This window comes from Algoriphagus sp., assembly GCF_024305035.1.
Lineage (GTDB): Bacteria > Bacteroidota > Bacteroidia > Cytophagales > Cyclobacteriaceae > Algoriphagus.
Genome location: NZ_JAMWZB010000026.1, coordinates 58,549 through 82,138, shown reverse-complemented (window position 1 = coordinate 82,138; position 23,590 = coordinate 58,549). Strand labels below are relative to the sequence as shown.

The following is a 23,590-nucleotide window of genomic DNA, read 5'->3' as shown; positions in this document are numbered from 1 at the left end:
GCAAACCTACAGCTGGTAGGGGAACTATGAAAGATGTACTTGGTGGGGTGGATACATTTAGACCAAGTTCCTGGCATCAGATCGGCAGCAAAAGAACTTTTTGAGTGGAAAGACGTTATTTTTAATGAGGAAGATTGGGATTCTCCTGCCAAAATCAAGCTGCTTAATCAAGAGGATGCAAAATACAATGGCATAAGTTTTGACGAGTTGCTCGAAAGAATCAATGAAATAGAATAACTTTGGTTTTATGTTGATTTTCTTAGATATAGACGGTGTATTAGTTTCAGCTGCTCATTGGAAAACTCCAGTTTTGATGGAGGACGGCTTTCCTGTGTTTTTAGCCAAAGCGGTTGAAAGTCTGAATTCTCTGATTTCGAGCGATACTGAAATTATTTTAAGTACCAGTCACCGTGATCGGTTTTCTCTTCAGGATTGGAAGGATGTATTCAAGAAAAGAGGAATAATTGTAAAACATCTCGATAAGCTTCCGTCTTCTCATCAGAATAGGAAGCGAAAAAATGAAATACAAGACTGGTTTGCGTCAAATAATAAACCAGAAAGGTTTCTAATAATTGATGACGATAAGTCTCTGTATGATCTACCCAAGGATTTGAAGGAACATTTAATCATAACCGATCCAATAATAGGTTTGACCAAAGACAAATTAAAGAAATTAGAGGTTCGAGTTTAGTAGTCGCCTAGGCGGTATTTCATCTGTTTATAATTTGATTTTCAGTGGTCAGATGGAATCTTCGCAATTCTAATCATCCCGGTGTGTAACGGGTACGTCATGCTCGATTTCATCTGACTTTTGTTTAAAGGGTAATTTTTTTAAGGTGAAAACCTTACCAAGTAAGAGTGTAGTTTTTTCATTCTATCCCACTAGTCTCTATCGATACAGCATGAAAAAATAGATTCAGCCTGTCTTTTTGATTTTATCAAAGAAAATGAACTTTAAAAAGTAAAATTGATTTTCAGATTATACTTGATGAAAGGAAATTTTCTATCCCTTAGCCAACTGTTTTGTTTTCCTGAGCGTTAATTAAAATGGGTAGGCTGTCTTTTTCCCTATCTGAAAACTAATTAACCAACTTATCAAAAGCATCATTTCTTGGTGGTGCTTTTAACTATCTCTTTTGATGAAGCCCAATCTACTCATTTGGACGCTAGCATTTCTCGGGTTTTTTATCCTTTCTGAAACTCCAGCTCAGCGCATATCCGGAGGCTATACTTTTGAAATTGACGATCAACTCGATGAGCGGATTTATGCCATCGATAAGCTTGAGTTTTTTGAGGAAACCGGAAATTCGTTAGCTATCTCCACGGTTTCTGATCCTGATTTTCAGGATAACTTTAAAATTGACCCCACATTTTCCAAAGGGAATTTTGATCCAAACAAAACTTATTGGGTCAAGGTCTCCATCCTTCGAAACCCTTCCAGTCAAAAAAATTGGATTCTTGAATTTTATGATCAAACCATCGATCAGCTCGATGCATATCTGCCTGGGGGGCAAGGGGATTTTCGAAAGGTTGAACTCGGAGATAATCGGCCTTTCGGACAGCGGCTTTTTTTCCATAAGAATTTTGAAGTTCCGGTAAGCAATGGAAGCGAAGGGATCGTCGATTATTATTTTAAAATCCGATCCTCGCAAAAAGCAGATATCCGCATCGCCTTCCGATCGGTCAACCGCTTTGTGTTTTATTCGCTCAATGAGTATTTTCTGTATGGGATTTTTTATGGTATGATCTTAATTATCACGCTGTATAATCTCCTGATCTATGTGGCTATTCGGGAAATCAAATACCTTTATTATGTCTTCTACCTGTTAAGTGTGGCGGGTTTTGCCTTAGCTGTAGATGGCGTTGGCTTTCAGTATTTCTGGCCCAATCGTCCTGAATGGAATACTTACGTCAATGGGGTTTTTGGCTTTGGGGTGGTTGCTTTTGCCATATTCTTCTCGATCCGATTTTTAAATCTAAAGTTGCGACACCGCTTGCTTTATCAATTGCTGCGCTGGTTTTTGGTCGCCAAATCCCTTTTGTTTATGGCTGGAATGATGGGGGTCCGTGAATTGTTGGAAGTTCAGGTCTATGATATTTTGCCTTTCCTCTTGATTTTGGTAGCCAGTGTAGTCGTCCTGATCAAGGGCTATAAAGTCGCCCGGCTGTTTGTGGCCGCCTATGCAATTTTGGTCCTAGGCGTATTGCTCAAAATTCTGGTTCATACCGCCATTATTCCTCATAGTACAGTCCTGTACTACAGTTTGCATATGGCCTTTTTGATTGAAATGCTCCTGCTCACCTTGGCCTTGGGGGACCGGGTTAAAATCCTCAAAGAGACCAAAGACCGAGCCTTGCTTCGTAGCTTAAGACAAGCCGAGGCCAATGCCCAACTCAAGGATAAGGTCAATGCCGAGTTGGAGGAAAAGGTAGCAAGCCGAACTTTCGAACTGGAAGAGAAAAGCAGGCTGTTGGAGGCTTATAACAAGCAGATCCTAGAAAAGGATGAAGAGATCAAGCGAATCAACGCACTTTTGGATAAGGATATCTGGAAGCTCAAATCCAAAATGAAGGAAGGACTCAGAAATCAGGTGACCAATAAGAAGCTCAGCTATGAGGAGTTTCAGTTGATTTTTCCAGATCCCACTTCCTGCTACCGCTACTTGGAGGAGATCAAATGGTCCGATGGGTTTACGTGTAAATCTTGCGGGCAATCCAAGGAAGCCAAAGCTCCAAAACTTTTTCACCGAAGATGTGGGGGCTGCGGCCATATTGAATCGCCCACGGCAGGTACCATTTTTCACGGGATTCGAATTCCTATCCAGAAAGCGTTTTACTTAGTTTATCTGGTCATCTCCGGACAGGATCAAATGACTTTGGAGCAACTTTCTCACCTGTTGGATCTTCGGATAAATGCCATTTCTAATTTTAAATTGAAGGTGAAGCATGCAAAAGCAAGCTTTGGAAAGGCCTCCCCAGAATGGGAGGAATTCCTGGTGGATCCTCCGGTAATGAGTCTAAATTAATGGAAGAATGGAAGGGGAAATTTTTCTGATAACCAATCGGTGAAAAATAACTCAAAAGGCGATTCTATTCCGAATTTGAGCTTTTTTAGCTGATACTAAATAGGGAAATCGGGGTTTTATTTTGGGGTATCCGGGTTGATTTTTGTCAGATTGCAGGAGGCTTTCACTACTTGGACATTCTGGTTTGATAAATTTAGGTATTGCTTTATACTAAAAGCATCTTTTTTAAAACACAATCAAACTAAACCCAAACCCCAATGAAACACTCATTAGTAAAAAGGGAAAATCAGCAGAGTCTGATTAGCCGGATGCGCTATTTCCTTTTAATTCTACTCTTTATTTTCACGCAGGCCTCTTGGGCTCAAAGCAGTGCCGTTCAGGGAACGGTGACCGACTCCAACGGTGATCCGCTACCCGGAGTCAATGTGGTAATTAAAGGGACAACAAATGGTACTGTTACCGATTTGGACGGTAAATTCAATCTCAATGCCGGATCGGAAGATGTATTGGTTTTTTCTTTTGTGGGATTCATGTCCCAAGAAATCCCGGTAAATGGCCAAAGTGAAATCAATGTTACGCTGGCAGACGATACCTCGGACTTGGATGAGTTTGTGGTCGTGGGATATGGAATCCAGCGAAAGAGTGATTTGACAGGATCCATTTCCTCCATCAAATCCGAAGAATTGACTAGACTTCCGGTATCGGATGTGACCCAGTCGCTGCAAGGACGAGTTTCCGGTGTTCAGATCACCTCTAATTCCGGTGCACCGGGTTCAGGAGCCACGGTTCGGATTCGCGGGGTAGGTACACTCAACAATTCCAATCCGCTATTTGTGGTGGATGGCATGCTCTTGGACAATATCGATTTTCTTAACCCCAATGACGTGGAATCCATGGAAGTACTTAAAGATGCTTCTGCCACGGCAATATATGGTTCCAGAGGGGCTAACGGCGTCATCATTGTCACCACACGCCAGGGAGATTTTGATACCGAAACCCGTATCAGTGTGGATGCCTACACGGGAGTGCAGCAAGTTGCCCGTCAAATTGATTTAGTCAATGGAAGACAATTTGCCGAACTGGCTAACGAGTTAGAGCAAAATGTGGGGAATCAACCCATCTATACTCCTTCCGAATTTGGTGAGGGAACCAATTGGCAGGATCAGATTTTTAGAACCGCCCCAGTCAATAATATCACATTAGGAGCGAGCGGAGGAAATAAAAATACCAGCTTCAATCTAAGCGTGAATTACTTTGATCAAAAGGGAGTAGTCAAAGAGTCTGAGTTTGAGCGGCTCACCATCCGACTCAACAATCAGTATAAATTAGCCGATGCAGTAACCTTCGGACATAACTTCTCCTTCATTTACAATAATCAACAAAATGAGCCAGGTGTGGTCGGCAATGCCTATCGGGCCTATCCCATCTTTGACCCGATTAATGAAGCGGGGGATTATACCAATACTTCCCCAGTGGGTAACCCGGTGGCACAGTTTGAATACAACTCAAACAATAGGAACCACAGTTACCGGGGCGTGGGGAATTTCTTTGCGGATGTGAAATTCCTCAAAGACTTTACCTTCCGTTCCAACCTGGGATTGGATTTGGCATTTCGGGACGGAAAATCATTCACTCCTGTTTATTTTGTTTCCCCAACTCAACAAAATTTAGAAAACTCCATTTCAGTCAGTAATGGCAGAAGCCGGAATATCCTCTGGGAAAATACGCTGAATTACCTGAAAGAATGGGATGATCATCGCCTGAATTTATTGGGCGGAATTACCACCCAGTCTTTTTACACTGAATCTCTTTCAGGAGGACGAAGAAATCTACCGGGTGAAGATCCTTCCCTTTGGTATTTGAGTGCAGGGGATCTAACCTCTCAAACCAATTCGAATACTGCGGGGGATTGGGCCATGTTGTCCTTTTTATTCCGAGCTAATTATACCTTTAAAGATAAGTTCCTGGTCACCGGTACGTTCAGAAGAGATGGTTCTTCTCGATTTGGCCGGGAAAACCGTTTTGGGAATTTCCCTTCCATCGCTTTGGGCTATCGCTTGATCGAAGAGGGTTTCATGCAGGATCAGTCCATATTTTCTGATTTGAAAATCAGAGGGAGCTGGGGAATTATCGGAAACGATAAAATTGCCTTTTACGAAGGACGTCCGGTAGTGACTGGAAATCAAAATGCGGTTTTTGGTCAAAATGAAGAGTTGCTTTATGGAGCTACCTTAACCCGATTGGCCAATCCCTTTATTCAGTGGGAAGAAACGGTAACTTCCAATTTCGGATTGGAATTCGGATTGTTGGATGATCGCTTGATCGGTGAATTGGATTACTACTATCGCCGAACCAATGATATTTTGGTAGGAGTGCCTATTCCTTCGTATGTGGGAGCTTCCAACAACCCGGTGGTTAACGCTGCCTCAGTGGAAAACAGTGGACTCGACCTTACCTTAAACTGGAGAGACAGCAAAGGGGATTTCAATTATAATTTTGGTATCGTTGCTTCTACGGTAAATAATAAGGTCCTCGACATCGGTGAAGGAAATGAAGCCATTTTTGGCGGTGCAGTAGGCATCAGTGGGCTATTGGGAAGCCGGACGATAGTAGGGGAATCCATCGGTCATTATTTCGGATACAAGACCGCAGGGGTTTTCCAAAACGAGGAGCAACTCAATACGATCCCAACGCGTGGACCGGAAGTACCTGGTGATTTGATTTTTGAAGACACCAATGGAGATGGCGTAGTCAACAACAATGACCGGGTAATTTTGGGTAGTCCGATTCCTGATTTGATTTTTGGTTTTAATCTGGGATTTGATTTCCGAGGAATAGATTTCAGTGCGGATTTCAACGGAACCCTGGGAAATGAAATCTACAATTCCAAAAAGCAAGTCCGGTTTAATACCTACAACTTTGAAACCTCCTTCTTAGATCGCTGGACAGGAGAAGGAACAAGCACTACTGAACCTCGGGTGACAAACGGAGGGCATAACTACGAAGTTTCGGATCGATTTATCGAGGATGGATCTTTCTTAAGACTTAGAAATGTGCAGGTTGGCTACACGTTCCCTGCGGCGACGCTGGAAAAAATCCGAGTTCAAAATTTCCGCTTGTACGTATCGGGAACCAATTTATTCACCCTAACCAACTACTCGGGATATACGCCTGAAATCGGTGGGGGAAATGTTCTGGGAACTGGCTACGATAGCGGGATTTATCCCATTGCTCGTACCATCAACGTAGGTGTTTCTGCAAACTTCTAAACCCAAATCAAACATGAAAACATACTTCATCAATCACATAAAAACAGTGGCTTTGGGTTCTATTTTGGCCCTGGGCCTAGTCTCCTGCAGCGATGAGTTTTTGGACCGTGCTCCAAAAGGAGAGTTGACTTCAGACAATTTCTTTCAAGATGAACTGCAGGCTGAGCAAGCGGTGAATGCGATTTATTCACATTTGCGAAGCTTCAATGTCCATGTCTTTTCCTATGTGGGAATTACCGATATCGCCTCTGATGATGCCGATAAGGGGTCTGTTCCCGGTGATGCGGGATTCCTTCAGGATATCAATGACTTTACCTTTGATGCCAATAATACGGCGGTAAATGGCATTTGGTCGGGCTATTTTCAAGGGGTGTTTCGTGCCAATCAGGTCTTGGCCAATATCGATGCCATTGAAATGGACGATGCCTTGAAAACACGATTGACCGCGGAAGCTCGGTTTCTGCGGGCCTATTTCTATTTCTTTCTGGTAAGGACTTATGGGGAGTTACCTTTGATCGACCGCCCACTCAACCCGGACGAATACCGTCAGGAGCGGGTTTCCACGGATCAGATTTATGCCTTTATCGAGGAGGACTTGCTGTTTGCGGCAAGCAATCTGCCTGAGAAATCCGAATATGCTGCCACTGATTTGGGAAGAGCAACTTCCGGGGCGGCAAAGGCCTTCCTGTCCAAGGTTCATTTGTTTCAAAATGATTTTCAGGGAGCCTATGATTTAGCTTTGGAGGTAATCAATTCCGGAGAATATGCCCTTTACCCTAATTATGAAGCGATTTTTAGAAGAGAAGGAGAGCATAGTTCAGAATCCATTTTTGAGGTTTCCACTGTTGCCTTGGAACAAGGGGGCGGAGGCTCTCAATTTAATGAGGTGCAGGGTATCCGGGGTAACCCAAATAATGGCTGGGGTTTCAATGGTCCTTCTGATGATCTGATCGCCGCCTATGAAGAAGGTGATCCACGATTGCAGGCTACTGTCATTTCAAACGGAGATACCTTGCCTTCCGGAGAAGTGGTACAGGCAGATCCCAATATGGGTTCCAATGCGCGCTTCAGCCGTAAAGCTTGGCTTCCTGAGCGCCCACCTATCGGTTTTGGAAACAGCGGAGCCAACATCCGTATATTCCGATATGCTGATTTATTGTTGATTGCAGCAGAAGCAGCCAATGAACTGGGCAACAGCTCTGAAGCGCTGGATTATTTGAATCAAGTCCGAGAAAGAGCCCGTCAGGGAAATCCCGACATCCTTCCCGATGTGACTACTACCGATCAGCAAGAACTCAGAGAAGCGATCTGGCATGAGCGAAGAGTAGAACTGGCCATGGAGCAGCATCGTTACTTTGATCTGGTCAGACAAGGAAGAGCCGAAGAGGTATTTGCTGACTTGGGCATCAATTGGACACCGGGAAAACATGAGGTGTATCCCATTCCTCAATCCGAAATTGATATTAGTGGGGGAACCCTCAATCAAAACCCGGGCTATTAAGTAAATTACCACCTCGGTACCTTAACCTCTTTAAGTACTTTTAATTTCTAGGGATAGAAATTAAGGGGCTGGGGATGGTTAAACCAATAAACTTTAACCGGATTTCTGAGTCAAGCTCAGAGATCCGGTATTTCTTATGTTTAAAACACCAGTAATGAAGAAGTTAAATGCGTTGATATCCGGATTTTTGATCCAGTTGGTCTTGTTTTCCTGCCAAAGCAGCCAAGAGGACAAAGGCAATCTGGAAATTGATCCCTATGAAAATCATGTGGAGCTCCACTGGAACCCTGAGGAAGGGGTGGGTGAATATGCTGTCTATGTGAGTTTGGATGGGGAGAACTTTACCCGAAGAGGCGAAACACAAGATACCTTGTACCTGGATTTTGTGTCTGATCTGGGTAGTGAGGTGATGTTGGAATATCAGGTAAGGGCGAAAAGTCAATCGGACTCGATTACGCTAGCGAGTGGAGAAACCACCACTCGAAAAATGAATGAAGAGGAATTGCTGGATATGGTAGAGTACTACACCTTCCGCTACTTTTGGCATGGGGCCGAACCCAATTCAGGGATGGCGCCAGAGCGCATTCACCTGGACGGAGAGTATCCCGACAATGATGCACATATCGTCACTACCGGAGGTACAGGTTTTGGCCTATTTGGATTACTGGCAGGAATTGATCGGGGATGGGTAAGTCGGGAAGCCGGTTTGGAAAGAATGGAGCGAATCGTTGGCTTTTTGGAAAAGGCTGACCGATACCATGGGGTCTGGTCCCATTGGATTGATGGAAAAACGGGGAAAACCAAGCCATTTGGAGCCAAAGACGATGGTGCGGACCTGGTTGAATCTGCATTTTTGATGCAGGGCTTACTGGCCGTTCGAGAGTATTATCAAGACGGGTCTGAAGCAGAGAAAGCCTTGGCTGGTCGGATTAATGCCCTTTGGGAGGAAATGGATTGGTCATGGTTCACCCGTGGGGGACAAAATATTTTGTTTTGGCATTGGTCCCCGAATTACGATTGGGATATGAATTTTGGGTTGCAAGGCTACAATGAGTGCTTGATTACTTACGTGTTGGCAGCAGCTTCTCCTACGCATGGGATCGATCCTGCCGTGTATCATGAGGGCTGGGCCCGAGGCGGGGATATTAAAGTGGATAAGGAGGCCTTTGGATACAAGCTGGGCTTAAAACACAATGGATCCGAACAATTGGGCGGTCCGCTTTTTTGGGCACATTATTCGTATTTGGGTTTAAATCCGCTGGGATTGGAAGATCAATATGCCAATTATGAGGAAGAAAACCGAAACCAAACGCTCATCAATCGGGCCTGGTGTATGGAAAACCCCAATGAATTTAAAGGCTACGGAGAAGATCTATGGGGCTTGACTGCATCCTATTCCATTAACTTTTACAATGCCCATCATCCGGGGAATGATACCGGGGTAATTTCACCCACAGCGGCTGTTTCATCCATTCCCTACACGCCAGAGGAATCCATCGCCGTAATTAAAAATCTTTATTACAATTATGGAGAAAAAGTCTTTGGCAAATACGGTTTTTATGATGCCATGAGTCCCGAGCATGACTTTTATCCCAATCGATACCTAGCCATTGATCAAGGACCGATGGTAGCCATGATCGAAAATTACCGAAGTGGTTTGGGTTGGGATCTATTTATGGGAGCTCCTGAAGTTCAGGAAGGCCTGAGAAAACTGGACTTTAGCAGCCCAGAGTTGGAGTAAGGTTGAGGCAATCAAAAAAGGGTGAATTTTAAGGATTAAAATTAAACTTTTCTCTTGTTGAATTTCCAGGAGCCATAGGTGGAAGGTTTAGGTGCTGATTTTCTGACTTTCAACCACTTATTTAATCCTCCGAGGGATTTTCTAAAAGCTAGCAAATGAATTTAAATGCTTTCTTTCTTGAAATTGATCCCTCGGAGTTTTATTCTTTCTTGTAGGGTGCTTTTCGGCGCATTCCCCATCCATGTCCGCTTAAGCCCTTTTGGATCATTGATTGGCTAACTGGTAGTTATGGCAATTCATGACCGTATGGGATCCAATGGTTGGGGAGTTGCCGTTATTTATTTAAATGTCCCAGTTTTTCAACCATTTTAAACGGTAACTTTCTTTGGAAAGCCTAATTTGACCGATACTGGTTATTAGTATTTTATTAACGCCTACAAAATTCAACGTTCCTTTTTTCATGGCCTGATGGCTGGGGCTGCCATATAGCCAATCAGGGCCTATTAATATGTTGGCTTTTTAATCTTAGAGACTAAACCGTCAATATGCTCGAAGAGATGAGGTTTGATAGGATTCCACATAGGGTCTAAAAGAAAGTCTATTCCTTCTCTTCGGGCTAATTTAGCTGCAGGAACAAAATCGCTATCTCCTGATATAAGTATAATTTGATCAACCTGCCCCTTTAAAGTAATAGATGCAATATCTAAACCTATTTTAATATCCACCATTTTCTGGCTGAAGTCAAATTGTACATCTTCTTCCGACAAGTCTTTAACTTCAATTAGTCCAGAGAGTAACTCCTTCGTTTTAGAAGGCCTAATAATCCATCTTTTACGGTCCTCTAAAATTCCGAGCCGAAGAGCTATTTTTCGTTTCTTTTTTAATTCCTCAAAAAATGCAATCTGAAATTTATATTGTTCCGTTTTTGAAAAATCAATTGATTTGCCTGTGATAGGGTTGTGCTGTTTTTTTTCATAGGGAAGACAATCATAATAGAAAATTCTGTAGAGATCATAAGTTTCTGACTTTGCCTGTGAAAGATGTTTCAAGCACATTTCCCATAAATCTTTAGCCGTTTTTACAGGATCTGGACTTTTAATTTTATTTAAAGCCCGATACCGTTTTAGAAAAAAACCTCCATCAACCAAAATTGCCGTTTTTCTTTTCATCTTTTCAAAAAAAAAGCTCTAGGGTAGGCATTCTCTCTATTTCGTTATGATTTGAGAATACTTGGCCAAGAGCGTTATATAAATCAAAATTATTAATTAGTAGTTAAAGTTCCAAATTCCCCAAGACTTTTGTTCCCTTCATCAACCTGTCCTTGATCCTGTTGATATGGGGGTATTTCTATTTTGCCCCTGTTTAGAATTAGTTTAAGAAAGAGTGAAACTGGGTTTATTTAACCAAGTTGTGAGGGTACTTCAATCATCCAAGTTCATTAATTCGATATTTCTGAACTCTACGGGATGGCCTTCGGCTTGAAGAGCGATATAGCCTTGGCTCATGATCCTGGGGTGGCCTTTTTCCATGAGCTTTCGAGCAAATTCATCGGTGTCATCGTATTGGGGTTGGGAATATTCCAGGACTACCTCACCATTGATTTTGTGGATTATTTTTTCGCTCCCTTGTACCTCGATTTCTACCTTTACCCAACTGGAATCGGTCATGGCAGGGTAGGTGGAGTTGGTGCAATGTTGGGTAATTAACTTTTCCTTCATCACAACATGGGTTCCTGCTGTACAGACATTGCCAGTAAAACGTTCCGTTTTGCCATCCCCACCCAACAGCTGGGCTTCTACAGCGACCAGGAGGGTTTGATCGAGGGGTAATTCGGCTGGATGCGTCGAATGAAATTTGATGCCACTATTTTTATAGGCCCAGGAAGGGGTTCCGGGTACGGTATCTCCAACAAAACGGTATTCAAGACGAAGACGGTAGTTAGAGAGCTTTTCTTGGTAAAATAGGTGCCCGAAATTTTCATCAAATTTTTCGTAGTCGTCGTAGGATACGATGAGCTTGCCCTCTTTTGCCTGGAAGGTATTCAGGTAATTTACTCCATACTCCTCTCCGGTAAACTTCGCAGACCAGCCTTCTAAATCCTCTCCGTTAAAAATGGTCTTCCATTCCTTTTTTGAGGGCTCTTTACAGGAAAAGCCTAATAGGAAGGTAAGGACTAGCAGGAGTTGAATTGGGGTTTTGGGGATATTCATGACAAAATGGTTAAAATCGGAGGAAGGCAATTTATTAATCTTTTCCTTTTTTGCTGTTTTTTTAAGGCTTTAAGAGGCCTTAGGTTTTGACTTGATTAGTTGAATTTCGTCTTTTTTGGGGGGATGTAAACCCAACCTTTTTGATTACTTGGGTCATTTCAGGCTTCTTAGGGGGTTTTTTGAACTCGGGAATACTTGGGCTGCGAAAAACTTTTTGGGCCTGCTTAATTGAGTTCTTACTGGGGCGCCGACCTTTCGACTGGTTTTAAACGCTAAGGTTAACAGGAACAGTTTACTGCTGTAAGATCATTTATAGCTTACTTGGGGTGGATTGCTTCTCAATTTAGTTTCTATGGGACCGTATGAATCAGTGGTTTTCTCAAAGGGAGAGTTTGCTTCTTTTGATTAAAAAGAGTCCATTAGCGGATCAAAACATGAATCCATTTTACAATAAGCCAATCCTACGGGGAATTTCTATTAATTTTGCGCGAATCGATCCTCATCCAGGTTCACCTACTCCATTTACTTGATCACTTCCTTGCCCAAGAAAACTAAAATACTTCATCTCATTAAATCCCTTGGGCGAGGGGGAGCAGAAAAACTGATCCCGGAAACTGCCCTGGTTCATGATCAAAGTCGGTTTGAGTTTCATTGCCTCTATTTTTATCATCAACCCCAGAATATAATTGATGAATTAGAGGTGGCTGGGATCAAAGTGCACTTGATTCCTTCCAGTAATCTAGGACTCTTTTTTCAAGTGAATCGTGTCAGAAGTTTTATTCAGGAACATCAGTTTGATCTCATTCATGCTCACCTTCCCTGGGCAGGAATTTTAGCTCGATTTGTAGGCAAAAAGGTCAATATCCCAATAGTATACACCGAACATAATACCTGGGACAGGTATAATAAGGTCTCCTACTGGGGAAATCGCCTGACATTCAAAAAACAAGATGTGGCCATTGCGGTATCCAATGAGGTCGCCTTATCCATGCAGCTCAATTCCATTTGGGATCCGTATAAGCGGGGCGGTAGATTAAAAGTAAAAGTTGTCCAAAACGGAGTAAATACCGAGGTATTTCATAATCTGAATAGTGAGGAGAATGCAAATCCTAAGGAATCAGATCATAGCAAGCCTTCTATAAAGTATACCCTAAAAAAGCAATTGGGGATACCCCAAGACTCCTTCGTTATTGGAAAAGTGGCTGTATTCCGATCCCAGAAAAGGCTTTGGCTTTGGGTGGAAATCGCACTCCGGATTTTGAAATCTAACCCTGAGGTTCACTTTTTATTAGTTGGGGATGGGGAGTGGAGAAGTTTCATCGAAAAAAAGATCCGTGAGTCAGGGTATGAAGCCAACTTTCACCTGGTCGGTGTGCAAAAGGAAGTGATTCCGTTTTTGAATATCATGGATATTTACCTCAGTAGTTCTGAATTCGAAGGCTTACCCATTGCCATGCTGGAAGCTATGGCTTGTGAAGTTCCGGTTGTCGCCACTCGGGCAGGCGGCATAGGAGAGGTGATTCAGCATGGAAAGCAAGGCTTTCTGACAGGAATTGATGAATGGAAAGCTTTAGAAAAGTACTGTTTACAACTGCTCCACGATCCCAAATTAAGAGCGGCTATGGCCCAAGCTGCCCGAAGCCAAGTGGTGGATAACTTCAGCATGAAGATGATGGTAAATTCCTTAGAGGCTATTTATACAGAGGTTCTTAGCGAGCATTAGCAGTCAATTTTTGAACTTAAAAAGGGCTGTTCAATGAGTGGGGCTGAGTGGGGCTGTTTTCAGCTGGATCTCTTCTCCCAGTGATCTCATGGTTTTGGATTCAAATCCATATTTCTGTTGTAGTTCCAGGAATTTCTCCAGGATTTGCTCCAACTCAAGCATACTGGCAACGGGGTCATTGCCAAAGTTATGGGGATGCCACCATAAATGGTAGATTTCCTGACATTTTGCCGCAGCTTCCATTTCGGATAGGATGCGAGTTAAACGAATGGAATTAAATAAGCCATTGCGGATATTCATGGGCCTTAGTATTCGTGAGGCGGGAATAATAACCGGTTCCTTTTCATAAATGGCGATATCCTGAAGGGAGTAAAACGTTTTTTCTCCGATGGGAAAGAAACAATCTGCCGATCGAAAGAATTTTTTTCCGAAGTTTTCATGTTGGGTTTCCTGCCAATACCAGCTTTTTGGATTTCCCCGGACATAGGTATACCCTTCTTCCAAGCAAATGGGCAAGTAGAGTTCATTGATATGGTTTCTGGGAAATACCAGCGATTGGAGCCGTACCGCGAATTTTTCTTCCGCTATTTTTTGGGTCGCTCGTAGGTCTTGTCTAAACTGTTCTGGACTTTGCCCTCGCATCAGGGTGTAATAATGGGCGTAGGTATGAGAACCCAATTCCTGACAAGGAGTATCCAGAATAAGCTGAATGAGTTCAGGGGCAAAATGTACCTCAGGTCGGATGCCATGATTTTGGGCCCATTGGTAGGCAGATAAGTTGGTATCTCGGTAAGAAGGGGTAAACTCCGGAGAATAGTGTCGCCACTCTTCTTCATTTTTAGCAAAAAGCATCCCTACGGTTGCCCAAGTGACTGAAATCTGATTCTTCCCAAATTGTTCAAGCATCTTTGGGATGACATTTCGGGTATTGCTAAAGTATTCCGGTTTGTACCGGGTACCCACCTTGTCAAATATTCCCCAAAGCAATTCGAAATCCAATGAAATTGTAAAAATGCCAGCCATGAGCAAATGAGTTTTGTGTCTTGAAGATAAGAAAATCTAGGTTGGCTTGGGGTTTAGATCTGTAATTTCATCCGTCTACCCTTGATTTTGAAAGGTCAGATGAAATACCCTGGATCATCATTCTCCTGCGTGTCGACTATTCGACAGGGGTATTTCATGAGTCTACCCTTGATTGATTGATTTTCAAAGGCCATGTGGAATAGGTTAGGGTTGTTAGTCTAACCGGTGGGTTGTTTTTGAGTCTTGCCTGATTTCTAAGTCGTGACTTTTGAAACATGACTCCTTTCTGAATAACCTACCTCAGGCGGACGTAAATTCTTTGGTCTGAAAAGCTGCTTTTTTGGTGTTTCACCGCTAGGCTCTAGGTAGGAGTGGTTTAGGATTTTTTTTCAGGATGTATGATAAACCAGCTTAGGAGTTGATCAGGGCTAGAAAAGCTCTAAATCCCCCAGACTCCAGTTCCAAAGTTGATTTGGTCCATCAAAATCAGTATCAAGATTTCTCAGGGTGACTAAGGGGCCGAGTTGCAGGGCAGGAATAAAGCCTAAATCCAACTGGTCCAAATTTTTGGTTAGCCCTGAACAGGTGACCCATCTTGCCCCGGATTGTTGAATCAGGCTATTCAATTCCCTGTTTAGGTTTTTTTTACTGATAAGGTCAAAAGAGTCGCTTGTGAAAAAATCGGTGATTCGTAATTCAAGTCCCAGTTTCCCCTGTTTGATCCGAAAGAATAGAATAAAGCTACTTTCATCACTAAGAAATGAATACTTGACCAAAGGATTGGTTTGGTATCTCCAGGAAAAATATCCGGGAACGGATTGGGTGGAAAAAGCATGGCTAGTTCCGGATGATTTTTGCAGTTTCGGGATCAGTGGCAGGATGCTGTTCCAGTTTTTTTCGGGTAGTTTTTTGGGGGTCCCAGGAAAGGGGATGGGTTTTATTTTTATCGGTAATTTACCCCACTTAACCCACCCCATTTTTAAATAGCCCGGAAGGCTGGATTTATTAGGAGTATTGAAAACTAGCTGATTATCCTTTTCAAGTTCAAGCAAGGCTAAGGTGAGTTGGGTAAAAAGTCCCTTACCTTGAAAGGCAGGTAAAATGGCCGTATCTACTGCGCGAAGTGCATGGATGGATTGGCTTGTGTTGTCGTATTTCCATCGCAGAAAAGTTCGGACTCCAACCAGTTCCCCATTGGTTTCAGCAACCAAAACCGGTGATTTTCCGAATGGATTTTGCTCATGTTTCCACTTCCAAAATTCGGTGGATTTGGGTAAGAGTTTCTCCCCAAGAGCCGATCGGAGCACATGGATGAGTTGATCTAGATCCTGATCTTCTGCCGGCCTGATATGGAAAGGAGGAGTACGTGACATTTTCGACTTTTAAACAACAGGTTTTGATTTCCAAGTAAGCGAATTTAAGCCAATTCTTGCGAGTTGAATTGCCTGATTGGTATCCTTCGATTTTGATCTAAAAGAAATCCTTTAAGCTTTATTGCTCGACATTTTATCTATATTTGAATGCCTTTGGTCACCGAAAACTATGAAAAACCTTTTATTTCTGTTCCTGATAATTTTATTTGCTTCGGGCTGCATCAGTAATAAGCGGATAACCTATTTGCAAAATTTATCTGAAGATCAACAAATTAATTTGGATGAATTCATACCCTATGCTCAGGTTGATTATGAATATGTCCTTCAGCCCTATGACATGGTTGAAATTGATTTTGCCAGCTCAGATGAGGAATTGACCGAGGCCTTTACCTTTCAAAATAGCCGCCGTATGGGTGGTTTTGGCGGCGGTGCTGGCTCAGGAGGGGGCTCTGATCCGCTGTATTTTATGGGATATCCAATCGATAAGAACGGGGAAGTAGAAGTTCCCAAATTGGGTAAAATTAAAATTGCCGGATTGACTGAAGAAGAAGCGAAAGTGAAAGTTCAACAGGAGATCAATAAATTTTTTAAAGAGGATGTATTTGTAAAGTTGCGAATTGCCGGAATTCGTTACACGACCTTAGGGGAATTTAATTCCGTAGGGGTTCAAGTCATCTTTAAAAATAGAGCCACCATATTTGATGCCTTGGCCAATTCTGGAGAAACCACATTATTGGGAAAAAAGAATAAGCTGTTTATTATCAGGCAATATGACCAAGGAGTGAAAATCCATCAAATAAACCTGAATGACAGAGCTTTATTGGCCAGCCCTTTTTATTTCATCCAACCAAATGATATCTTGTACATGGAACCGATGAAAATCCGGCAGATTGGAACAGCAGATAATTTAACGGCATCCTTGGCTTTGTTTGGGGGCTTACTTGCATCGGGTTTGTTGATTTTGAATTTGTTTGTGGGAGGTAATTAATAGCGCATGGAGAAGTTAGATCTTAGCCAGTTAGACAATGAAGAGAAGGCTTTAGAGATAAGGTATATTGTCGCAAAATATATCCGTTATTGGCCTTGGTACCTGCTTTTTACCTTTTTGTTCACCGTAGCCGTTTTTCTTTTTCACAGGTATACGGTCGATGAGTATGAGGTGACGGGGTCCATGGTGATAAAAACCAATAATTCTCCCGAGGCTAGAATTTTGGACCGTTCAAATATTTTTAACTCAGGAATCAATCTAGAAAATGACATTCTTCGACTTCGATCCAAAAATTTGGCCAGGGAGGCTTTGCGTAAGTTGCATTTTGATGTGGAGTATTTTGCCAAAACAAACATCAAGGATATTGAACTCTATGACCGATCTCCTATACGGATTGAGGTAGATTGGAATCATTTGCAGGTGACTGATGCCCCGGTGGAATTACAGATTTTATCGGAAGAAAATTTTAAACTGGTTCCGGTCGAAACCAGTATTTTAGATATCAATGCAGCCAAAGCCTCGGGGGACGAGTCGATTTATGATAAGACCTATACTTTTGGCCAAGTGGTAGAAACTGCCAGATCCAAATTCACGGTGCATTTGGTCAACCCCGGCAGAGTTGGGGATGTGGTTATTTTTCAGTTTAAAAATCCCTCCATGCTGGAAGAGCAATTGGCTCGCTCAGTTCAGGTAAGTCTGGAAAATCAGTTTAGTTCGGTCTTGAGATTGAGTACCACTACCAAAGTGGTGGAAAAGGGACGAGATTACATCAATGCCTTAATGGAGTCCTACATTGATTATGATCTCAATGAGAAAAACAAGATTCAGGAGAACACGATCGCATTTATAGAAGAGCAGCTGGGTTTCTTAGAAGATTCTTTACGGGCCAAAGAGCGGGAATTGCAAAATTTTAAGGTAGAAAATAAACTTTTGGACGTCTCTGCTGAATTTTCAAATATTCTTTCCAAGATGAATAGTTTGGATGAGGCGAATGCCGAATTGGATTATCAGCTCAACTATTTTGAGGAAATCAAAGAGTACATGGATCGTAAAAGCAAGGATTTTTCCGATGTCATTGCTCCATCTGTAATCGGGGTTCCCGATCCGCTTTTGAATGGCTTAATTCAAACTTTGGTTACCCTTTCCCAAGAGCGAAGAAGGCTATTGGCCACGGTAAATGAGAACCATCCTGAAGTCATCAAAATTGATGTTCAGATGGAAAAAGTACAAGAAGGACTCTTTGAAAACGTGGTCAACCTGATTGATAATACTCGAAAGCAAAAGCAAAATATTCTCCGAGAAATCGCCAGCTACGATGCTGAATTTTCGACCTTGCCCGAATCAGAATCCAAGTACACCGGGATTTTTCGGGAATTTAAATTAAGAGAATCGCTCTATACGTATTTGTTGGAAAAACGCGCGGAAGCGGGGATAGCCCGCGCCTCAAACGTATCGGATAATGCTATTTTGGATGCAGCAAAAAGAGGCACCTTAGTTTTTCCTAAAAAGCAGCAAAATTATGCGCTAGCCTTGGTATTGGGGCTGCTTTTGCCCTTTGGATTTATAGTCGTCCGAGATATGTTTGACGATAGCATCAAAGATCAACGGGATCTGAAAAAGCATTTTATGATCCCACAGCTGGGGGTGATTGGGTATTCGCAAAAAGAAACCAACATGGTGGTTTTAGAACACCCCAAATCAGCAGTGGCAGAATCCTTCAGATCCTTGCGCTCAGCGATAACCTATTTGGCTAGTGGAAAGCAAACCAAAAGGATCTTGGTCACCTCTTCAGTATCCGGGGAAGGGAAAACCTTTACTTCCCTTAATTTGGGTTCTGCCATGGCTTTGGGTTCTAAGAAAACGGTAGTCGTGGGGGGAGATTTAAGGCGGCCTAAGCTGGCTCAATACTTTAATTATTCCGATAAGGTAGGGCTTTCAACTTACCTCATAGGAAAAGTGGAGGCGGAGGATATCGTCATTCCTTCCCAGCATGAAAACCTTTACTTTGTTCCTTCTGGGGTCATTCCTCCCAATCCTGCGGAATTGTTACAAACGCCAAGACTCAAAGAGTTTTTAGCGTATCTTGATAGTAGGTTTGATGTGGTCATATTTGATACGCCTCCAATGGGATTGGTTTCTGAAACCATTGATTTGATGCGACTTTTTGACATTAATTTGTATGTGGTGCGTCAAAATTATACGGTAAAAGATCATTTGGTGATGATCAATGACTTGTTTAATAATAAGCAAGTATCCAATGTCTATGGAGTTTTTAACGGGATCATCAACTCAGGTTACCATTACGAGGGATACAACTACGGCTATGGCAATACCTACCTCTATTCACAGAATAATAAGTACATGTATAATTACTACGGCGAGGATATTGAAACCAAAAAGAAGCGGCTTAAAAAACAAAGCCCATCTGTGTTGAAAAGTATTAAAAAATTATTCAGAATCAGGTAATCCTTTTTCCCATGAAATCCGCCGCCCTGATCCCTGCCCGGTTTGCTTCCACCCGTTTGCCTGAAAAACTGATTCAGGATCTTGGAGGCAAATCAGTCATTCAACGAACCTATGAGAGTACCCTGGCTACCGGACTATTTGACCAGGTTTGGGTAGTGACTGATCATGCACGGATTCAAGCGCAAATCGAAGACCTAGGAGGGAAGGTTTTTTTTAGTCAAAAAAGCCATGAGAGTGGTTCGGATCGAATCGCTGAAGCCCTTTCTGCTATCGATGCAGATCTTTTGGTCAATGTGCAGGGAGATGAACCCTTTCAGGATAAGCAATCTCTTGCTGATCTTCTGGCCTTGTTTGAAGATGATCAGGTTCAGGTGGCCTCACTTTATTTTTCCATTTCCGTGCAAGAAGCTCAAAATCCCAATGCGGTAAAAGTGGTGTTGGATGAACAGGGCAATGCCCTGTATTTTTCCAGATCACCCATTCCCTTTGACCGGGAGAAAACAGGTCGATTTTCCTATAAAAAACATGTGGGAATTTATGGGTACCGAAGAGCCATTCTTCAGGAATTCCCCTCTTGGCCCAAAGGAGCTCTAGAGCAAATCGAAATGCTGGAACAGTTGCGACTCTTGGAGCGGGGCATTAAAATCCGGATGGCCGAAACCCAGCATCAGGCCATTGCCATCGATACTGCAGAAGACTTGGAGCGGGCAAGAGCCTATTGGAGGAAAATAAGCAACAGCCGGTAAAGAAAAAACCTGCCAAATTTTTGAATTCTGGCAGGTTCGGGGATTCAATTTATCTTAATTCAACTTTCTGAGGTACTTGAAAAACTCCGAATCGGTGGAAAGCACAATACTGGTATTTTCATCCATGGATTTTTCAAAGCTTTCCATGGTCCGTAGAAATTTATACAGGTCAATGGATTGTCTGTTTTTATTGTAGGCGGCCGCATACACATTGGTTGCTTCGGCATCTGCCCGTCCTTTGATTTCCTCAGCTTCTTTGAAGGCTTCGGATTGGATTTGGGCGAGATCCCGTTCTTTATTTCCTAGGGTTACCCGAGCTTGTCCCTGACCCTCGGAACGGAATTGATCGGCAATTCGGTTTCGCTCTGAAATCATGCGGTCATAAACCCGATCCCTTACTTCATCCACATAGTTCATGCGCTTGAACCGGAAATCCAATATCCGCACTCCCAAATCGGCAGTTCGTTCGTTGGCCTTTTCCAAAACTATCTGCTCGATTTTATCCCGACCTACTGAAATATCTTCCAAAACCTCGATTTCTTCCATGAATTCTTCGGTGATCTCGGGATCCCGGTTGGTGGAACGGACCACATCCAGCAAATCGTGACTGGCAATGGCATTTCGGGTTTCTCCATCTAAGATATCATCCAGCCGGGATTGAGCCGAGCGCTCATCTCGCAGGCGAATGAAAAACTGCAGGGGATTGGTGATTTCCCAACGGGCATAGGTATCGACAAAGATGAATTTCTTATCCTTGGTAGGTACCTGATTTTTGTCTCCGTCCCATTCCAGGTAGCGTTTGTCAAAAAACTGCACTTTGTGAAGAAAGGGGGTTTTAAAATTGATGCCGGGAGTGGTTCGGGGTTCGCCTACCGGTTTTCCAAATTGAGTGACAATAGCCTGCTCGGTTTCATCCAAAATAAAGTAGCTGTTGAAAAGTAAAATAATCCAAACTGCTACTCCTATAACCGTTCCTATTTTTCGTTTTCTCATTGTACTGGGGGCTTTACTTTGTCAATATTTAAGAGGGGCAAGACATTATTGCCATCCTCATCTACGATGATTTTATTGCCGATTTTAGGTAGGATTTTTTCCATGGTTTCCAGGTAAATCCGCTGTTTGGTTACTTCTGGAGCTTTGATGTAAGCTTCATAAAGGGCGTTGAAGCGCTCAGCTTCACCAATAGCGCGGTTGACGCGATTGAGTGCATAAGCTTCGGCCAGTTGGATGGTTTCCTCGGCTTCACCTCTGGCTCGGGGAATGACGCGGTTGTAATCCGCTTCAGCTTGATTGATCAAGGTTTCCCGTTCTTGTTGGGCTTCATTTACCGCATTGAAAGAAGGCTTGACTGGCTCGGGGGGATTCACATCCTGTAAGACCACTTGATCGATCCGAATGCCATTTTCATATTCATCGCAAAGGGTCTGAAGCTCAACTTCTACTGTGGAAGCAATCTCCTGTCTTCCCACGGTAAGAACTTCATTGACGGTTCGGTCTCCGACTACTTTTCGCATGACCGATTCTGACATGTCCCGAAGGGTTTTTTCGGCATTCCGCACTTTGAATAGAAATTTGTAGGAATCAGTAATTCGGTATTGGACCACCCATTCCACATCGGTTAGATTGAGATCACCGGTCAGCATCATGCTTTCGTCTCCGTATCCTGCTTTGACATATTCGGAGCGCTGTCCGGCCACAGCAGTTCTAAATCCGAATTCCTGTTTCAATTGGCGCTGAATTGGGATTTTGTGCATTTTTTCAATTCCCAGTGGAATGATGAAGTTTAAGCCCGGTGCGACCGTCCTGTTGTATTCCCCCAGCTGGATGACTACTCCTTCCTCTTCAGGCCCGATGGTTCGAACGCTGGAGAAAATGATGATCAACCCAAAAATTGCCCACACTATTTTGCTGAGGTATTTTTTGATCCAGTCCGGATTAATGTTGATGTTGTAACTTTTTTCTTCCATTGATTTTGATGTAAATTCTTGATTTCTATGAATTTGCGAGTTTAGCCTAACTTGGCTTCCTGAAAAATGCCAAAGGAGGGTTACTGGATACACCTCCCGATTTAGGCTAGGGCATGACTAGCAGAAAAAGGCTTTCAGCTTCAGTGTTCAATATACCATTTTTAAACTTATCCGGACTGAAATTGAGGAACGGTGTAGGTAAATTCTTGGCTTCGGTGAATTTTTTCAAAAAATAGATAGGCCCAAAACAAAAGAATTCTGTTTTGGGCCTAGAATTTTTAATACGGTTCAGATCTCACTAATTGGGTGGGGCTTACTTGGTATAGCTTACCCGGTAAATGCAATTGGCCATATCATCGGAAATCAACAAACTGCCATCGGGCAATTCCTGTACATCTACGGGTCTTCCCCAAACGTCCTGTGAGGCATCATCCAGCCATCCGCTCACAAAAGGCTTTTCCCCAATGACCTTTCCATTCCCATCTAATTCTACTTTTACAACCTCATAGCCGGATTTTTTACTCCGATTCCAGCTCCCGTGTTTGGCGATAAGGGCTTGGTTTTTATAGCTGGACGGAAACATGTTTCCCTCGTAAAATCGGATACCTAGCGGTGCGACATGGGCTCCAAGTTTGGCCTGGGGCTGAACATAGGCTGAGGCTGCCTTTCCCTGATTTCCAAATTCCGGATCTTTGACTGTGCCGGCATGCCAATATGGATATCCGAAATGCTGGCCTTTTGCTGTCGCTTTGTTTAACTCGCAATCCGGAATATTATCTCCCATCATGTCTCGGCCATTGTCGGTAAACCAGAGGTCACCGGTTTTCGGATGCCAATCGAAGCCTACCGAATTCCGGACTCCATGGGCGTAGACTTCCGGGGTGGGATTGGCTGCGTCGGGATCAATTCGAGTAATGGAGGCGAAAATTTCATCTTCGGACTCGCAGATATTGCAGGGAGCACCTACGGGAACGTAAAGCATACCGTCAGGACCAAAGGCAATGAATTTCCAGCCGTGATGTCCCTCGGTGGGGTAGTCACCGTAAACCACTTCAAATTTGGGATTGGTCAACGTATTTTTAATATCTCTGAAACGAAGAATTCGGCTGACTTCGGCCACATAAAGATCTCCCTCCTTGTAGGCTACCCCATTGGGCATGCGTAAGCCCTCGGCCAAAATAAACTTAGCGTCTGCTTTCCCGTCTCCATTTTCATCCACCAAAGCATAGACATTCTTTTCTTGGCGATTTCCGACAAATACGATTCCCTCTTCGGAAATAGTAAGGGAACGGGCATTGGGCACGTCAGCCGCCCAAACCTCGATTTTAAACCCTTCAGGGAGTTTTATCCGATCCAATTTAACATCCGCTTGGGCATTACTTATGGATCGTTTATTGGCAGAATTAGGAGTTTTAATGGCTTGAAGTTGGGCATGTGCAGCAATACTCCACAAACTGAGCCCAACAAGAAGACTGAGTATTTTCAATGTTTTCATACGTAATAGGTCTAGGTGATGATTTACTTGAATAACAAGTTAATATAAGGCTTGTTCCCCGG

General features: G+C 43.1%; 16 protein-coding genes. 9 read left to right on the top strand and 7 right to left on the bottom strand.

Translation table 11 applies throughout. From position 1 onward, the window contains the following. The first annotated feature begins 247 nt into the window (after positions 1 to 247). The 5 genes from Q0L00_RS15015 (at position 248) to Q0L00_RS14995 (ending at position 9,537) form a co-directional block, all read left to right on the top strand. Positions 248 to 691 (top strand): HAD domain-containing protein, encoded by a 444-nt coding sequence (locus tag Q0L00_RS15015; protein WP_297337703.1) that lies wholly within the window; start codon positions 248 to 250, stop codon positions 689 to 691. Between the two features lie 448 nt (positions 692 to 1,139). Next, positions 1,140 to 3,026, top strand: coding sequence for a 7TM diverse intracellular signaling domain-containing protein (locus Q0L00_RS15010; RefSeq protein WP_297337702.1), 1,887 nt, complete (start codon positions 1,140 to 1,142; stop codon positions 3,024 to 3,026). 257 nt (positions 3,027 to 3,283) lie between these two features. Then, positions 3,284 to 6,295: a TonB-dependent receptor gene (locus Q0L00_RS15005; protein ID WP_297337701.1), complete on the top strand. Its 3,012-nt coding sequence runs from the start codon at positions 3,284 to 3,286 to the stop codon at positions 6,293 to 6,295. 13 nt (positions 6,296 to 6,308) lie between these two features. Continuing rightward, positions 6,309 to 7,796, top strand: a complete 1,488-nt coding sequence (locus tag Q0L00_RS15000) for a RagB/SusD family nutrient uptake outer membrane protein (RefSeq protein ID WP_297337700.1) — start codon at positions 6,309 to 6,311, stop codon at positions 7,794 to 7,796. A gap of 154 nt (positions 7,797 to 7,950) precedes the next feature. After that, a complete protein-coding gene (locus tag Q0L00_RS14995; protein ID WP_297337699.1) occupies positions 7,951 to 9,537 on the top strand; it encodes a glucoamylase family protein in 1,587 nt (528 codons plus the stop codon). Positions 9,538 to 10,040: 503 nt separating this feature from the next. On the opposite strand, the gene Q0L00_RS14990 is transcribed toward Q0L00_RS14995, so the two are convergent. Together Q0L00_RS14990 and Q0L00_RS14985 are read right to left on the bottom strand one after the other, a co-directional pair. Beyond that, the gene (locus Q0L00_RS14990; protein WP_297337698.1) at positions 10,041 to 10,706 is read right to left on the bottom strand and encodes an NYN domain-containing protein; all 666 of its coding nucleotides are present in this window, start codon (positions 10,704 to 10,706) and stop codon (positions 10,041 to 10,043) included. A 252-nt stretch (positions 10,707 to 10,958) separates the two neighbouring features. After that, positions 10,959 to 11,747, bottom strand: coding sequence for a DUF1080 domain-containing protein (locus tag Q0L00_RS14985; RefSeq protein ID WP_297337697.1), 789 nt, complete (start codon positions 11,745 to 11,747; stop codon positions 10,959 to 10,961). Positions 11,748 to 12,285: 538 nt separating this feature from the next. Between Q0L00_RS14985 and Q0L00_RS14980 the strand changes: the two genes are divergently transcribed. Next, on the top strand, positions 12,286 to 13,470 hold the full coding sequence (locus Q0L00_RS14980; RefSeq protein WP_297337696.1) for a glycosyltransferase: 1,185 nt from the start codon (positions 12,286 to 12,288) through the stop codon (positions 13,468 to 13,470). 30 nt (positions 13,471 to 13,500) lie between these two features. Here Q0L00_RS14980 and Q0L00_RS14975 read toward each other — a convergent pair whose 3' ends face one another. Next, a complete protein-coding gene (locus tag Q0L00_RS14975; RefSeq protein ID WP_297337695.1) occupies positions 13,501 to 14,493 on the bottom strand; it encodes a polysaccharide deacetylase family protein in 993 nt (330 codons plus the stop codon). 428 nt (positions 14,494 to 14,921) lie between these two features. Beyond that, positions 14,922 to 15,866 (bottom strand): GNAT family N-acetyltransferase, encoded by a 945-nt coding sequence (locus Q0L00_RS14970; protein ID WP_297337694.1) that lies wholly within the window; start codon positions 15,864 to 15,866, stop codon positions 14,922 to 14,924. A 169-nt stretch (positions 15,867 to 16,035) separates the two neighbouring features. Here Q0L00_RS14970 and Q0L00_RS14965 point away from each other — a divergent pair, with 169 nt between their 5' ends. The 3 genes from Q0L00_RS14965 to kdsB are packed head-to-tail and all read left to right on the top strand — an operon-like array spanning position 16,036 to position 20,066. Further along, a complete protein-coding gene (locus tag Q0L00_RS14965) occupies positions 16,036 to 16,854 on the top strand; it encodes a polysaccharide biosynthesis/export family protein (protein ID WP_297337693.1) in 819 nt (272 codons plus the stop codon). 6 nt (positions 16,855 to 16,860) lie between these two features. Further along, positions 16,861 to 19,320, top strand: coding sequence for a polysaccharide biosynthesis tyrosine autokinase (locus Q0L00_RS14960; protein WP_297337692.1), 2,460 nt, complete (start codon positions 16,861 to 16,863; stop codon positions 19,318 to 19,320). An 11-nt stretch (positions 19,321 to 19,331) separates the two neighbouring features. Further along, on the top strand, positions 19,332 to 20,066 hold the full coding sequence (kdsB, locus tag Q0L00_RS14955; protein WP_297337691.1) for a 3-deoxy-manno-octulosonate cytidylyltransferase: 735 nt from the start codon (positions 19,332 to 19,334) through the stop codon (positions 20,064 to 20,066). 54 nt (positions 20,067 to 20,120) lie between these two features. On the opposite strand, the gene hflC is transcribed toward kdsB, so the two are convergent. The 3 genes from hflC to Q0L00_RS14940 form a co-directional block, all read right to left on the bottom strand. Beyond that, positions 20,121 to 21,059 (bottom strand): protease modulator HflC, encoded by a 939-nt coding sequence (gene hflC, locus Q0L00_RS14950; protein ID WP_297337690.1) that lies wholly within the window; start codon positions 21,057 to 21,059, stop codon positions 20,121 to 20,123. Further along, entirely contained in the window at positions 21,056 to 22,033 is a 978-nt protein-coding gene (gene hflK, locus Q0L00_RS14945; RefSeq protein ID WP_297337689.1) for an FtsH protease activity modulator HflK, read from the bottom strand. Before hflK ends, hflC begins: the two co-directional genes overlap by 4 nt. Positions 22,034 to 22,346: 313 nt before the next feature. Continuing rightward, positions 22,347 to 23,528 carry a sorbosone dehydrogenase family protein gene (locus Q0L00_RS14940; protein ID WP_297337688.1) on the bottom strand — a complete coding sequence of 394 codons (1,182 nt, stop codon included), beginning with the start codon at positions 23,526 to 23,528 and terminating at the stop codon, positions 22,347 to 22,349. Between the last annotated feature and the right edge of the window lie 62 nt (positions 23,529 to 23,590).